Origin of the sequence: Vreelandella zhaodongensis, from assembly GCF_013415115.1 — a bacterium.
Lineage (GTDB): Bacteria > Pseudomonadota > Gammaproteobacteria > Pseudomonadales > Halomonadaceae > Vreelandella > Vreelandella zhaodongensis.
This window is the reverse complement of the sequence record NZ_JACCDD010000007.1, coordinates 229,184-241,808: the sequence shown is the minus strand read 5'-3', so window position 1 is coordinate 241,808 and position 12,625 is coordinate 229,184. Positions and strand designations below refer to the sequence as shown.

The window sequence follows — 12,625 nt, the reverse complement described above, 5'->3', positions numbered from 1 at the left end:
CCAGCCTGGCATTAACGTAATCGCGTTTTAACAGGGTCTAGGGATAACAATGCGCCTACTCTTTTATGCTTTTTATGCGAGGTGGAATCGCGTCAACAAGCACCGCTTGCACGAGCGTCCGCTTAAAGGCCACGGGGAGCCAGTAAGGCTAACCGCAGGTGCTTTCATCCTAACGACATTGAATAAAAGCGTTCTGATTTTCGCGTTGAGTACCTTAATGGGTGCCGCTCATGCGGCCGTTGGCAGCTGGAGCACTCAGCTACCCAGTGTGTTAGTGGCCATGAGTGATCGAGCGAGCTCTAGCCAGCCTATTGTTCCACCGGCAATGGCCGATGTGGGAGATGCCACAATAGGTCGTATCTATTGGCGCTACCAAGTCCCAGTTGGTGTGCCAATGAATGCCTGGTTATGCCACTCTGAACAGTGTGTTCCCTTACCCACAATGCGTGGCGCCACGTCAGCATTGGCCGGTAAGCAAATTGATGGTCCGATGCACTTTCGTTTCGCACTAGCATCGGGCCAGCGCCCGGTGCGGGTGCAGGAGCTACAAGTGATTGTGAACTACCAGTGAAGAGCATTTAGCCGCGAGGCGTAAGGATGTATACAGCACAAGGCAGGATCAAACAGAGCGAGCTGTTAACTCAATACATGCCACTGGTGAGGCGTCAGGCCTTAACGCTGCAGGTAAGACTGCCCGCGAGTATTGAGTTAGATGACCTTATCCAGGCCGGTATGGTGGGCTTGCTAGAAGCGCTTGGGCGTTTCGATGCGTCACAAGGCGCAACGTTTGCTACCTTCGCAAGCCAGCGTATTCGCGGCGCTATGATGGATGAACTGCGCACGCGTGATTGGTTACCTCGCAGCGTGCGCCGCTCCGCTAGAGCCGTAGATGACGCGGTGCGTCGCCTTGAGCAGCGGTTGGGGCGGGCCCCGGAGGAGAGCGAGATTGCGCGGGATTTAGATATGCCGCTCAATGAGTATCAGCAATTGCTTAACGATACAAACAGCGGCCAGCTGTTACCGTTTGAAGAGCTCGTCGCGGATGGGGGTGAGCCTGCTAAGGCAGACGCTAACAACCTGCCTTTTGATCAACTATTAGACCAGCAGCAGCGACAATCGCTGATTGACGCGATCGAAGCGTTGCCTGAGCGAGAAAAATTGCTGATGGCGCTGTATTACCAAGAAGAAATGAACCTTAAAGAGGTGGGGGCGGTGCTTGGGGTGACGGAATCCCGTGTGTCTCAGCTGCACAGTCAAGCGATCAGCAGGCTTCGTGCCCGCCTATATGACGCCACCTAACGCCACTATTAACCACCCATAACCGGCGAGGAGCCGTTGATGAACCCATCTACGTTGATCGGTATTTTTGCCAGCATGCTGTTGCTGGTAAGCGTGCTGTTCTTTACTGCAGAGTCGCCAGAAAGCTTTCTCAATTTACCAGGGCTCGCCATTGTGGTGACTGGTACTTTGGCCGCCACCTTCATTAGCTACCCGCTTAAAGAAGTACTCCGCGTGGTGCGCTTGGTGGGCCTGGTGTTTCGGCGCGAAAATACCTATGTGCGGGATGATATTAACGAGCTTGTTTCGATGTCACGGCTGTGGTTTAAGGGCGATGTCAGGGCGGTTGAAAAGGCGCTAGAGCACACCCGTAATCCCTTTTTGCGCACGGGGATTCAACTGGTGATTGCTAATACGAAAGAAGACGAAATTTTCGACATGTTGCGCTGGCGCATTGCACGACTAAAAGCGCGGGAGCATGCTGAGGCGCAGATCTTTCGTACCATGGCTACCTACGCACCAGCGTTCGGCATGATCGGCACGCTAGTAGGTCTGGTCAATATGCTAGAGGTAATGGATGCCGGTGATCTAGATGTCATTGGCCCGCGGATGGCAGTCGCTCTGCTGACAACGTTCTACGGTATTCTACTCGCCAACCTGGTGTTTAAGCCTATCGCAGTCAAGCTAGAGCGGCGTACAGAAGAGCGGCTCATCACCATGAACATGGTGCTGGAAGGTATCTCATTAATCACCAAGCGTCGTCTGCCTTCATTTATTGAAGAAACGCTCAACTCCTTTATTGTTAACTATCATGATGAAATTCGCGATACCGCTGTAAAACCGCGTTCCACGGCTAGCCCAGCGGCAAAAGGATAGCGCTATGCTCGATCGGGATTCACGGCATGCGCTGGAGCTGCCCGCAGCGTCGGTAGAAGGGGATGAAAGCTGGCTGACGAGCTACCTGGATGTGTTAACGCTGTTAATCACGCTGTTTGTGTTGCTATTGGCATTGACGCCTCCCGGGGGCGGGGAGGCGTTTGACAGTGACCGAATGCGCTCGGCAAGTTCGATTACCTCGCTTCCGCTGGCCAGCTTGGCGACAGGTATTCATCCCCAGCATAGCGGGCTGCAGCCACGGATGGCTGATCTCAATATCCCCGGGGTAAGCGTCTCTCAAGGGCAAGATGGTGTTACGCTGCGTATAGATGATAGCCTGCTGTTCCCCAGTGGTGATGCCGTACTAACGCCCCAGGGGCAAGATGTGTTAGAAAGCCTTTTTGCTGTGCTAGATACCTTTGATGGTCAGATTTCGGTAGAAGGGCATACGGATAGTCTCCCGATTGCCACATCAAGGTTCCCGTCGAATTGGGAGCTTTCGGTAGGACGTGCCATTGCTGTTGTCCGCTACCTTGAGCGCCAAGGAGTGGCTATTTCACGCATGCGGGCAGTCGGTTATGCCGATACCCAACCCATGGAAAGTAACGCAACGTCGGAAGGGCGAGCCGCCAACCGGCGCGTTGAACTGTTGTTAAGGCAACAGGCTGAGGGGTAAAAAGCTTTCTTGAGGCTAACTCTGTGTCGAAGCATCACTCGCTACTACAGTCGTTCGGTGCATTACTGGTACTCGATGCAGACAGTCGACGCATACAAGCGATCAGTAGCAATGTCGCGGTAATGCTGGGCGTGAGCGCCCCCGAGGAGGGGCGCTTCCCAATGCTATCTAGCGTTCTGGGGAAGCGCTTAAGCCAGCGCGTACGCTACGAGCTGCAGGGGCAGCAGCGGCTGCCGGGCCCGCTCACCTTTAAATGCCCAACCCGCTCCAATCGCTTTCAGCTACATGCCTACCGAGCAGGCGCACATGTGCTGGTTGAGATAGAGCCACTCAACACCTTAGGTAAGCAGCGTCTGCTCGGCACGGTAAACGAGCGCCTGATGCGTTTAGCGGAAGCGACTCATCAAGAAGAGTTGCTTGATTATCTTGTGATGGCAGTACAAGAGTTAACCGGCCATGACCGCGTGTCTGTTTGCCATTTCGATAGTGATTGGCATGGCTTGATCGTAGCCGAATCGCTCTCTGCTAGCAGTGTTAAGCCGAGCGGTGAGTTGCCATTAGGTCGCTTACCCGCCTTGCTAGGGCAGCGCTTTCCCGCCAAGGACTTTCCGATTGCGCTGCGGCGTGCCTACGAACGCCATCCGGTGCGGCTTATCCAAGATGTTGCGGCAACTTGTGAGGACTTACAGCCAAGGGATGTGGCAGTCGATGTGAGCGCCTGCTTTTTGCGCGCGCCGGCCCCTGAAAGGCAGCTGTATTTGCAGCGCCTTGGTGTGCGTGGTGCGTTAAGCGTAGCCATGCAGGGAGATGCCGGTCTCTGGGGGCTATTATACTGCCACTCGGCGACAGCTCATCCTGTGACGCCACCCGTGCGTGATGCGGTGCGAACCTTGGTGCAAATGGCGACACAGAGGCTGTTGCTGCTGAGAGCCCGCCAAGAAGCACGCTACTTGCAACGTGTGCAAGACAGTCTTGTGCTTTCAAGCAATAATCGCTTAAAACCACAGAACCCCTACCAGCTGTTTACTCAACATGCCGATACATGGCAATCGCTCTTTCGCGCCCATGGCGTTGCGCTGTGGGTGAAAGGAAGCGTGTACCAATCAGGCAATACGCCTAAGCCAGAGGCGATCAGCCAGTTCGTCACACGGATTGAAAAGGCACATATCCATAGCGGACCATGGTGTACCCAGGAGACCACCAAAGAGCCGTTAACCTCTTCTTTGGGCATGTTAGAGCACAGTGGTGTGCTGGCAATCCCGCTGCCGACGAGTCCGACTCAGCGCAGTTGGCTGATATTTTTTCGCCCTGAGCAAGTAGAAACGCTCTACTGGGCGATGCAGCCGTCTTCATCACCCCTACACCCCTTGATGTTATCGCCTTCTGCCGCGTGGTGTGAGGAAGTTACCGGCAAGAGTGAAGCATGGCAGCGAGTTGAGCGTTTAGCGGCGATGGACTTAGGGGAAGATTTAACGCTGGCGATTTCTGCTTACGAAATCAGCACGCTTAATATGCACCTTGAGCGCGAGCGTAAAGCGCTGGCAGACGCCAATCAGCGGTTAGAACAGCTGGCGCATTTCGACCCGCTTACCCAGGTGTGGAACCGTTATCGTATCGAGCAGGCCATCGATGCACAGCTGGTGGCAGCGCAGCGATACGGAGCTGCTTTCGCGCTGTTACTCTTTGATGTCGACCACTTTAAACAAATTAATGACACCCTCGGTCACAGTGTGGGCGATGACGTATTGGTCTCTCTAGCGCGCTTAGTGGAGAACTCGCTGCGTGGCTGTGATCACTTAGGGCGCTGGGGCGGTGAAGAGTTTGTGGTGTTGGCAACTCACTCCAACATGGAAGCCGCAGAGGGGCTTGCTGAGCGCTTACGCAGCCTAGTGGCCACACTTTATGTTAATGGTCTGGATCAGCCGATGACCGTCAGCATCGGCGTGGCCGTATGGCAACACGGTGACAGCTGTAAAACCCTCATAGCGCGGGCGGACACGGCGATGTATCAAGCTAAGCGTAACGGGCGAAATCGCGTTGAAATCGCCGCGAAAAGCGCACCGTGAAGCGATACAGCGCTTTATGACTCTGCGAGGCACAAGCGTTGCATGCGCGCGATTGCCTCATCTGCACCTGCAAGACTAAAGGTCATATACCAAGGGTCATTATCCTGTTGGTCAAAACCGAGAAACAGCTGCTCACCCTGGCTCATTTGATCCATTAACGTCGGCAGGTCGTTCAGATAGAAGTGTGCATAAAACCCGTCATCGCCACGCTCGGTAATGAATTCGGCCATGGTGTCGATAATAGGCGTGTCATCTACCCGAATCCTGGTGGGGACTAAGTTAACCGCGCGACTTTCGCCTTGCTGTTCTCTTAGCGTTACTCGCATTTCCAGCCAGGGCAAGTCGCAAACACCCTGAGTCGCGTTAAGGCTTAGCGTGGCATCGGAATAACTGTGGGTTTCCACGGCGCGAAAATGCCGTTCATCCCCCAGCGACAGCGTCATCGACTGCCAGTGGTCATGGGGCTGTGTCGCATCAACATTGAACGTGGCCGCCAGGCCAGGCAACGCAGTGCTGAACAGTGCGGCACTGAAGGCCGCTAAAGATAAACGCTTTACGTTAGGCATAAAAGACACCGCGCAAGAAAATTAATAGCCTATCGCTTGTTGAAGATAAGCAAAAGGGTAACGCGCTGATTTTCCTATATGTAGTAGTCTTTAACAATAAAAAGGCCGCATATAGTGTGAAGTCAAGTCTATACTTCATATCCGCAGGACGTATAATCGCAGCGTTTTGAGCGCTATATTCACCCCGTTGTGAAGGAGTTTCGCGACATGAGCACCGCAACAAAGGCTATGCAGACCTCGAATGACGTCCCACTACAGGTTCCTTCAAAAGATATCTGGGATGCTAAATATCGGTTAAAAGATCGCCATAGCCAACCTGTTGATCAGGATGTGGGTGCTACCTTTGAACGTGTCGCGCGAGCGCTGGCGGCGGTCGAAGGCGACAAAGCGAAGGAATGGCTGCCTAAATTCCGCTGGGCCATGGAAAACGGCGCTATCCCCGCTGGACGAATCCTTTCCAACGCGGGTGCTGAAGCGTATAAGCCTGCGGTTAGTCTGATTAACTGCACAGTGTCCCGCACTATCCGCGACTCTATGCGCGATATTCTCGACTCAGTCGTTGATGCTGGCATGACGCTGAAATCGGGTGCGGGTATTGGCTACGATTTTTCGACGCTGCGCCATAAGGGCGCGTTTGTGTTTGGTGCTGGCGCGGGCACCAATGGGCCGCTGGCGTTTATGGATATCTACGACAAGATGTGCTTTACCGTAGCATCTGCCGGTGGCCGTCGAGGCGCCCAGATGGGCACCTTCGATGTTGGCCATCCGGATGTTCGCGAGTTTATCCAAGCTAAGCGGGAGGCCGGTCGTCTTCGCCAGTTCAACCTTAGCCTGTTGATTACCGATGAATTTATGGAAGCAGTGAAGCATAACGCTGATTGGCCGCTGGCGTTTCCATTGCACCCTGGTGAAAAAGACGATGTAAAAGCGGGCGATTTGATTTACCGCGACTGGCCTGTCATGGAAGAGGGCTATACGGTAGATAACGAAGGTCGCGTAGCCTGCCGTGTGGTTGAAGTGATTAAAGCCCGTGAGCTGTGGGACACTATTATGTCCTCGACTTACGACTACGCCGAACCTGGGTTTATTCTGATTGATCAGGTCAATCGCATGAACAATAACTGGTTCTGCGAAGATATCCGCGCGACCAACCCGTGTGGTGAGCAGCCGCTGCCGCCTGAAGGTGCCTGTCTGCTGGGATCGGTCAACCTGACTCAGTTTGTCATCGAGCCGTTCAGCGATAAGCCGCGCTTTGATTGGGAACGCTATCGCAAGGTTGTGGCAATCTTCACACGTATGTTGGATAACGTCGTGGAAATTGCTGGCCTGCCACTACCTCAGCAGCAGCGTGAGATTGAAGCCAAGCGCCGCCATGGCATGGGCTTTTTGGGACTGGGTTCAACGCTGACCATGCTTAAAATTCCCTATGGCTCCCAAGCGTCGCTGGCCTTCACCGAGGAGGTAAGCCGTCACCTCGCCCTGGAAGGCTGGAAGCAAGCGCTAGAACTGTCTAAAGAGAAAGGCATGGCGCCTGTGCTTGAGCAAGAGCACACGATTACGCCTAAGATGATGCGCGAGCGCCCCCAGCTAGCCGCCGATGGCTATGAAGTGGGCGATAAAGTGCCTGGACGTATTCTGCATGCCCGCTACAGCCAGTACATGGCGAAAGTTGCCGAGTTAGACCCTGAGCTGGTCACACAACTGGCAGAGCATGGCGCACGCTTCACCCACCATAGCTCTATTGCGCCCACCGGTACGATTTCGCTGTCGATGGGTAATAATGCGTCTAACGGCATTGAACCATCGTTCTCGCATCGTTATTTCCGCAATATCATTCAATCGGGCAAGAAAACCAAAGAGCAAGTTGAGGTTGTCTCGTTCGAGTTAGCCGCTTATCGTCACTTTATTGCCGCCGATGCGGTGGAAAGCGATTTGCCCGACTACTTTATTACCGCAGACTCGGTGACGCCTGAACAGCATGTGGCCGTGCAGGCTGCCGCGCAGCAGTGGATCGACTCGGCAATCTCCAAAACAGTCAACGTGCCGACGGAGTTCCCGTTCGAGAAATTTCAGGATCTTTACCTACAAGCCTATGAGAGCCGCCTGAAAGGCTGCACCACGTTCCGCTTCAATCCAGAGGCGTTCCAGGGCGTACTGGTACGTGAAGATGATTTGAAAAACACCACCTACGTGTTTGAGCTGGAAAATGGCGAAACCTTAGAGCTGACCGGCGATGAAACGGTGGTTTACGACGGTGAAGAGCATAACGCCGCCAACCTGTTTGATGCCTTAAAAGAGGGCACCTACGGCAAATGGTAAGGGCGGGCTACGCCTTGCTAAGAACATCGCCCGACACCTTTTGCTAAGTGGAGAACACCATGGCTGTAGAAATTACCTCAAAAATCGTTGGTTACCGTATCAAGCAACAGGAGCAGGCAGCGCCTGCCCCTGAACTTCCGGAAGAAGACCCGCTGACGGTCAGGATTCCCTCACGCCCAGAAGGAACGCTAGAAGCGGTATCCGAAAAGATCTCATACGTTGGTGCGGAAGGTCGCAAAAAAGTCTATCTGCTGGTCTCTTTTATGCCCGTGGAAGGCGTAGTCGGTGGTCGGCGTGTGGTTATTGAGCGACCGGTTGAGTTCTTTTTTCCGTCAGGACAGCTCTCCAGCGAGCATCAGTGGATTACGGCTACCATGCGTAGCCTTTCCCTGGCAGCGCGTGGGGGCTATGTCACCCAAGCGGTGGCTGACCTGCGCAAAGTCGCTTGGGATAAAGGGTTAGTGCGCTGTGGTATGAATCGCTGGAACAAGCCAATGTTCCACGATTCTGAAGTGGCGGCGATAGCCTGGTCGATCCAGCAAATTCTCTATCGGCGTGGTTTCTTGGACCAGGATGGCAACCAAGTACCGGTAGAAATGCTGGTAGAGCGCTATGCGCACCGCATGCAGCATGGCCATGCTTGGCAACCACCGGTCGACGAGCCAGACACTAGCCCAGTGGCTGGCGCTGTTGAGCCGATTGGCGGAGCCACTGAGCAAGAAAACACCGCAAAAAAGCCTGAAGGCAGTGGCCCGGCAACCGTGGGCAACTGTCCTGAATGTCGCGGTGAGCTCATCATGATGGATGGCTGCCCCACCTGCTATGCAGGCTGCGGCTGGTCTAAGTGCGGCTAAGCCAGATAAACCCACTAAAACGCTAACGAACAACGCCGCGTGGTCTAGAGAGCCACGCGGCGTTGCTTGTTTTGAGAACAAAAAGTTTTAAGAGCAAAAAACCTGCCGTTGATTCAGACGCTAAGGCTCAGGCGCTAATAAGCAGCGGCCTAACGTTATCGGTTAGGTAGCAGTCGTCGAATTCACCTTCAGTGGCTAAAGCCTTTAAATCGGGAATAGTGACGTGATGGCGATCACGGAAGACTAAGCCATCTTCACTCAATGCACTAAAGGTTCGGCTCACATGAACAGGGCTTAAGCCTAGAATATCGGCTAACTGTTCTTGAGAAAGTGGCAGGCGGAACTGGCCGCTGATGTCATGGTTGGTTTGGCGTAAGCGTAAGTACATCTCATGAAGAAAATGGGACATTTTTTGTCTAGCGCTACGCCGCGCTAAGTTAACCAGCCGTTCGGTTAACAGGGCTTGTTGGCGACTGCCAATAGCAAACATCACCGAGGTAAGTGTCAGTGACTGGCGAAACAGCTCTAGCATGCGCTTATGGGGGAAATGGCAGACCACGCCGTCTGTAATCATGCGTACGTTTTCCAACCGCTTGGAGAATGCAAACTCCCGCAAACCGATAATATCGCCAGGCAAAAACACTTCCAGAATTTGCCGGTCGCCGTTTTCTAGATGTCGGTAGGAGTAAGCCCAGCCACTGCGCAAGGTGCAAAACTCATTCGCGGGTGCGTCAACTGCCCACAGTAGTGCCCCTGCTTTGATATCAGTAGGGCTCTCTTCCAACTCGTTTAATAGCGCTTTTTCTTCTTCGGTTAGCGAGCAGTAGTGACTGAAGTGGCTAATAATGCAGCTTTTATCCTGATCCACAGCTTCCTTCTCCTAAAAGGTTAGCAACGATTAACAGGCCGCGTTGTTGATTAATATAAACGTTAATCAATATAAACAGAGCCGACCTATGTTGCTTGGTCTTTTCTTCTTTCTTGCCGTCCTTGGGTGGGGGAGGCGTATCGCAGCTATTTCCCAGGGTGGGTAAACCCCACCCTGGGAGTGGCTCTAGGCGGTTCTTTTGGCACGATTACCGCGTTTTAACAATGGTGCCAGGAAGTGACCGGTATGGGACACGCTCTGCTTGGTAATGTGTTCAGGAGTGCCTTCGGCAATAATCTGCCCGCCGCCAGAGCCACCTTCCGGGCCGAGATCGATAATCCAGTCAGCGGTTTTGATGACATCCAGGTTGTGCTCAATCACCACAATGGTATTACCGTGGTCACGCAGGCGGTGCAGTACTGTGAGTAGCTGACGGATATCTTCAAAATGTAGGCCAGTGGTGGGCTCATCCAGGATATAAAGCGTTTTTCCGGTATCACGCTTGGCCAGCTCGCGGGCCAGTTTGACCCGTTGCGCCTCTCCACCTGAAAGCGTGGTGGCACTCTGGCCCAGGCGAATATAGGAGAGGCCCACGTCCAGCAGGGTTTGCAAACGACGGGCAATGGCGGGTACTGGGCTGAAGAATTCCAGTGCGTCCTCTACGGTCATGGCCAGCACTTCGTGGATCGTTTTGCCTTTATAGTGGATATCGAGTGTTTCGCGGTTGTAGCGCTTGCCTTTACACACATCGCAGGGCACATAAATATCCGGCAGGAAGTGCATCTCTACCTTGATCATGCCTTCGCCCTGGCACGCTTCGCAGCGTCCCCCTTTAACGTTAAAACTGAAGCGGCCGGGTTTGTAGCCCCGCGAACGCGCTTCCTGAGTGCCGGCGAATAACTCACGAATCGGTGTGAAGATGCCGGTATAGGTGGCGGGGTTGGAGCGCGGCGTACGGCCAATGGGGCTCTGGTCGATATCGATCACTTTATCGAGCAGGTCAAGGCCTTCTATGTGTTGATAAGGTGCCGGAGTGAGCGTGGTGGCGCGATTTAACTCACGGGCGGCGATGGGCATCAGGGTGCCGTTAATCAGCGTTGATTTCCCTGAACCTGACACACCTGTGACCGCGATAAACAGCCCCAGCGGCAGCGTCAGTGTGACGTCTTGCAGATTGTTGCCGGTGGCTCCTCGCAACACCAGCTGTTTTTCAGGGTTCCCTGGAATTCGATAGGGAGGGACGGCGATTTCCCGTGTTCCCGATAAGTATTGGCCGGTCAGCGAATTGGGGTTATCCATCACGTCCTGGGGCGTGCCCTGAGCGACGATTTCACCGCCATGGACCCCTGCACCTGGGCCGATATCCAGAACATGGTCCGCCGCGCGAATTGCGTCTTCGTCATGTTCGACGACGATGACCGTATTGCCTAAATCCCGCAGGCGCTCCAAGGTTTTCAGCAGCCGGTCATTATCCCGCTGGTGAAGGCCGATAGAGGGCTCGTCAAGAATATACATGACCCCCACTAGCCCAGCGCCGATTTGGCTGGCGAGGCGAATACGCTGGGCTTCACCGCCTGAGAGTGTGTCAGCGCTGCGTTCAAGGTTTAAATAGTCCAACCCCACATTGACCAGAAACTCTAGACGGGCATGAATTTCGTTAACGATCTTATCGGCAATTTCGCCTTTGCGGCCCGGCAGGGAGAGCTCAGCAAAGTAGCGCCACGCTTCACCGATAGGCAAATGCACAATATCGGCAATGTTATGGTCATCGACAAACACATGGCGTGACTCTTTGCGTAGCCGTGAGCCGCCACAGGTGGCACAGGGCTGTACGGCGATATACTTAGCCAGATCGTCACGCACCATGTTGGATTCAGTTTCACGATAGCGACGTTGCATGTTGGGTAGTACGCCTTCAAAGGCGTGTTCGCGCGTCACCTTGCGGCCACGGTCACCCACATACACAAAGGGAATCTGTTCGCTGCCACTACCGTTTAAAATAATTTCACGCTCATGGCTGGCAAGCTCATTCCACGGCGTTTCAAGCTCAAACTGATAATGCTTGGCGAGCGCCTGCAGTTGGGTGAAGTAATAAATGTTGCGCCGATCCCAGCCTTTAATGACGCCTTCCGCTAGCGATAACTCAGGGTGGCTAATCAGCTTTTCTGGATCAAAATACTGTTGAACGCCCAAGCCGTCACAGGTGGGGCAGGCGCCGGCTGGGTTGTTGAACGAAAACATCCGCGGCTCAAGCTCAGAGAGCGAATAGCCGCATACCGGACAGGCAAAGCGGGCAGAAAAAACAAGGTCTTCCTGCTCGCCGTCCATAAAGTGGATCATCGCCGTACCGTCGGCGAGGTTGATCGCAGTTTCAAATGACTCTGCCAACCGCTGGGCGATATCGTCACGCACCTTAAAGCGGTCAACCACGACGCTAATATCGTGCTTTTTACGTTTATCCAGCGGTGCAATATCGTCAAGCTCTAGCACCTGGCCATCAATCTGAACCCTGACGAAGCCTTGTGCCCGTAGCTCTGCCAATAGCTGAAGATGTTCCCCTTTGCGGCCTTTCACCACCGGCGCTAGCAGCATTAACTTGGTGCCTTCGGCCAAGTTCATGACTTGGTCGACCATCTGGGAAATGGTTTGCGCTTCCAGTTCTTCACCGTGCTCTGGGCAACGCGGCGTGCCTGCGCGTGCGAACAGTAGGCGTAGATAATCGTAAATCTCGGTAATTGTGCCGACGGTAGAGCGAGGGTTGTGGGAAGTCGATTTCTGCTCAATAGAGATCGCAGGCGAAAGCCCCTCGATGTGATCCACATCGGGCTTTTCCATCATCGAAAGGAACTGGCGCGCATAGGTGGAAAGCGACTCCACATAGCGGCGCTGCCCCTCGGCGTAGAGCGTATCAAACGCCAGCGACGATTTGCCCGAGCCAGAAAGGCCGGTAATCACGATAAGTTTGTCGCGAGGCAGCTCCACATCGATCTGCTTGAGGTTGTGGGTGCGGGCACCCCTGACCAGAATGCTGTCCATCAACACCTCGAATCGCGTGGCAAAAGTGTAATTATACGTTTCTTGTACCCCTAACGGCAAAGCTCCATGCAGCGATACGCCAATAC

The 12,625-nt window shown here is 54.0% G+C and carries 10 protein-coding genes; 7 read left to right on the top strand and 3 right to left on the bottom strand.

Annotation, left to right across the window (positions count from 1 at the left end; translation table 11 throughout):
- Positions 1–49: 49 nt before the first annotated feature.
- Genes HZS79_RS13840 through HZS79_RS13820 form a run of 5 tightly spaced genes read left to right on the top strand, consistent with a single transcriptional unit; the run spans position 50 to position 4,896 of the window.
- A complete protein-coding gene (locus HZS79_RS13840; protein WP_179928150.1) occupies positions 50–571 on the top strand; it encodes a flagellar protein FlhE in 522 nt (173 codons plus the stop codon).
- Between the two features lie 26 nt (positions 572–597).
- Positions 598–1,299 (top strand): RNA polymerase sigma factor FliA, encoded by a 702-nt coding sequence (locus HZS79_RS13835; RefSeq protein WP_162217936.1) that lies wholly within the window; start codon positions 598–600, stop codon positions 1,297–1,299.
- Between the two features lie 39 nt (positions 1,300–1,338).
- On the top strand, positions 1,339–2,154 hold the full coding sequence (locus HZS79_RS13830) for a motility protein A (RefSeq protein ID WP_162217935.1): 816 nt from the start codon (positions 1,339–1,341) through the stop codon (positions 2,152–2,154).
- 4 nt (positions 2,155–2,158) lie between these two features.
- Positions 2,159–2,830 carry an OmpA/MotB family protein gene (locus HZS79_RS13825; protein ID WP_162217934.1) on the top strand — a complete coding sequence of 224 codons (672 nt, stop codon included), beginning with the start codon at positions 2,159–2,161 and terminating at the stop codon, positions 2,828–2,830.
- A 23-nt stretch (positions 2,831–2,853) separates the two neighbouring features.
- Positions 2,854–4,896 (top strand): diguanylate cyclase, encoded by a 2,043-nt coding sequence (locus HZS79_RS13820; RefSeq protein ID WP_179928149.1) that lies wholly within the window; start codon positions 2,854–2,856, stop codon positions 4,894–4,896.
- A gap of 14 nt (positions 4,897–4,910) precedes the next feature.
- Here the strand turns inward: HZS79_RS13820 and HZS79_RS13815 are convergent, their stop codons facing one another.
- A complete protein-coding gene (locus HZS79_RS13815; protein ID WP_179928148.1) occupies positions 4,911–5,462 on the bottom strand; it encodes an invasion associated locus B family protein in 552 nt (183 codons plus the stop codon).
- 207 nt (positions 5,463–5,669) lie between these two features.
- Between HZS79_RS13815 and HZS79_RS13810 the strand changes: the two genes are divergently transcribed.
- Positions 5,670–7,781, top strand: a complete 2,112-nt coding sequence (locus HZS79_RS13810; RefSeq protein ID WP_162217931.1) for an adenosylcobalamin-dependent ribonucleoside-diphosphate reductase — start codon at positions 5,670–5,672, stop codon at positions 7,779–7,781.
- A gap of 59 nt (positions 7,782–7,840) precedes the next feature.
- Complete coding sequence (locus HZS79_RS13805) at positions 7,841–8,635, top strand: ribonucleoside-diphosphate reductase (RefSeq protein ID WP_179928147.1); 795 nt, start codon at positions 7,841–7,843, stop codon at positions 8,633–8,635.
- Between the two features lie 127 nt (positions 8,636–8,762).
- Here HZS79_RS13805 and HZS79_RS13800 read toward each other — a convergent pair whose 3' ends face one another.
- Positions 8,763–9,503: a helix-turn-helix domain-containing protein gene (locus HZS79_RS13800; protein ID WP_179928146.1), complete on the bottom strand. Its 741-nt coding sequence runs from the start codon at positions 9,501–9,503 to the stop codon at positions 8,763–8,765.
- Between the two features lie 186 nt (positions 9,504–9,689).
- Positions 9,690–12,539 (bottom strand): excinuclease ABC subunit UvrA, encoded by a 2,850-nt coding sequence (uvrA, locus tag HZS79_RS13795; RefSeq protein ID WP_179928145.1) that lies wholly within the window; start codon positions 12,537–12,539, stop codon positions 9,690–9,692.
- Positions 12,540–12,625 lie beyond the last annotated feature (86 nt).

Coding starts and splice junctions, on each gene's coding strand:
- HZS79_RS13825 (WP_162217934.1), top strand. CDS start 2,159: ATGCTCGATCGGGATTCACGGCATGCGCTGGAGCTGCCCGCAGCGTCG.
- HZS79_RS13810 (WP_162217931.1), top strand. CDS start 5,670: ATGAGCACCGCAACAAAGGCTATGCAGACCTCGAATGACGTCCCACTA.
- HZS79_RS13805 (WP_179928147.1), top strand. CDS start 7,841: ATGGCTGTAGAAATTACCTCAAAAATCGTTGGTTACCGTATCAAGCAA.
- HZS79_RS13835 (WP_162217936.1), top strand. CDS start 598: ATGTATACAGCACAAGGCAGGATCAAACAGAGCGAGCTGTTAACTCAA.
- HZS79_RS13840 (WP_179928150.1), top strand. CDS start 50: ATGCGCCTACTCTTTTATGCTTTTTATGCGAGGTGGAATCGCGTCAAC.
- HZS79_RS13830 (WP_162217935.1), top strand. CDS start 1,339: ATGAACCCATCTACGTTGATCGGTATTTTTGCCAGCATGCTGTTGCTG.
- HZS79_RS13815 (WP_179928148.1), bottom strand. CDS start 5,462: ATGCCTAACGTAAAGCGTTTATCTTTAGCGGCCTTCAGTGCCGCACTG.
- uvrA (WP_179928145.1), bottom strand. CDS start 12,539: ATGGACAGCATTCTGGTCAGGGGTGCCCGCACCCACAACCTCAAGCAG.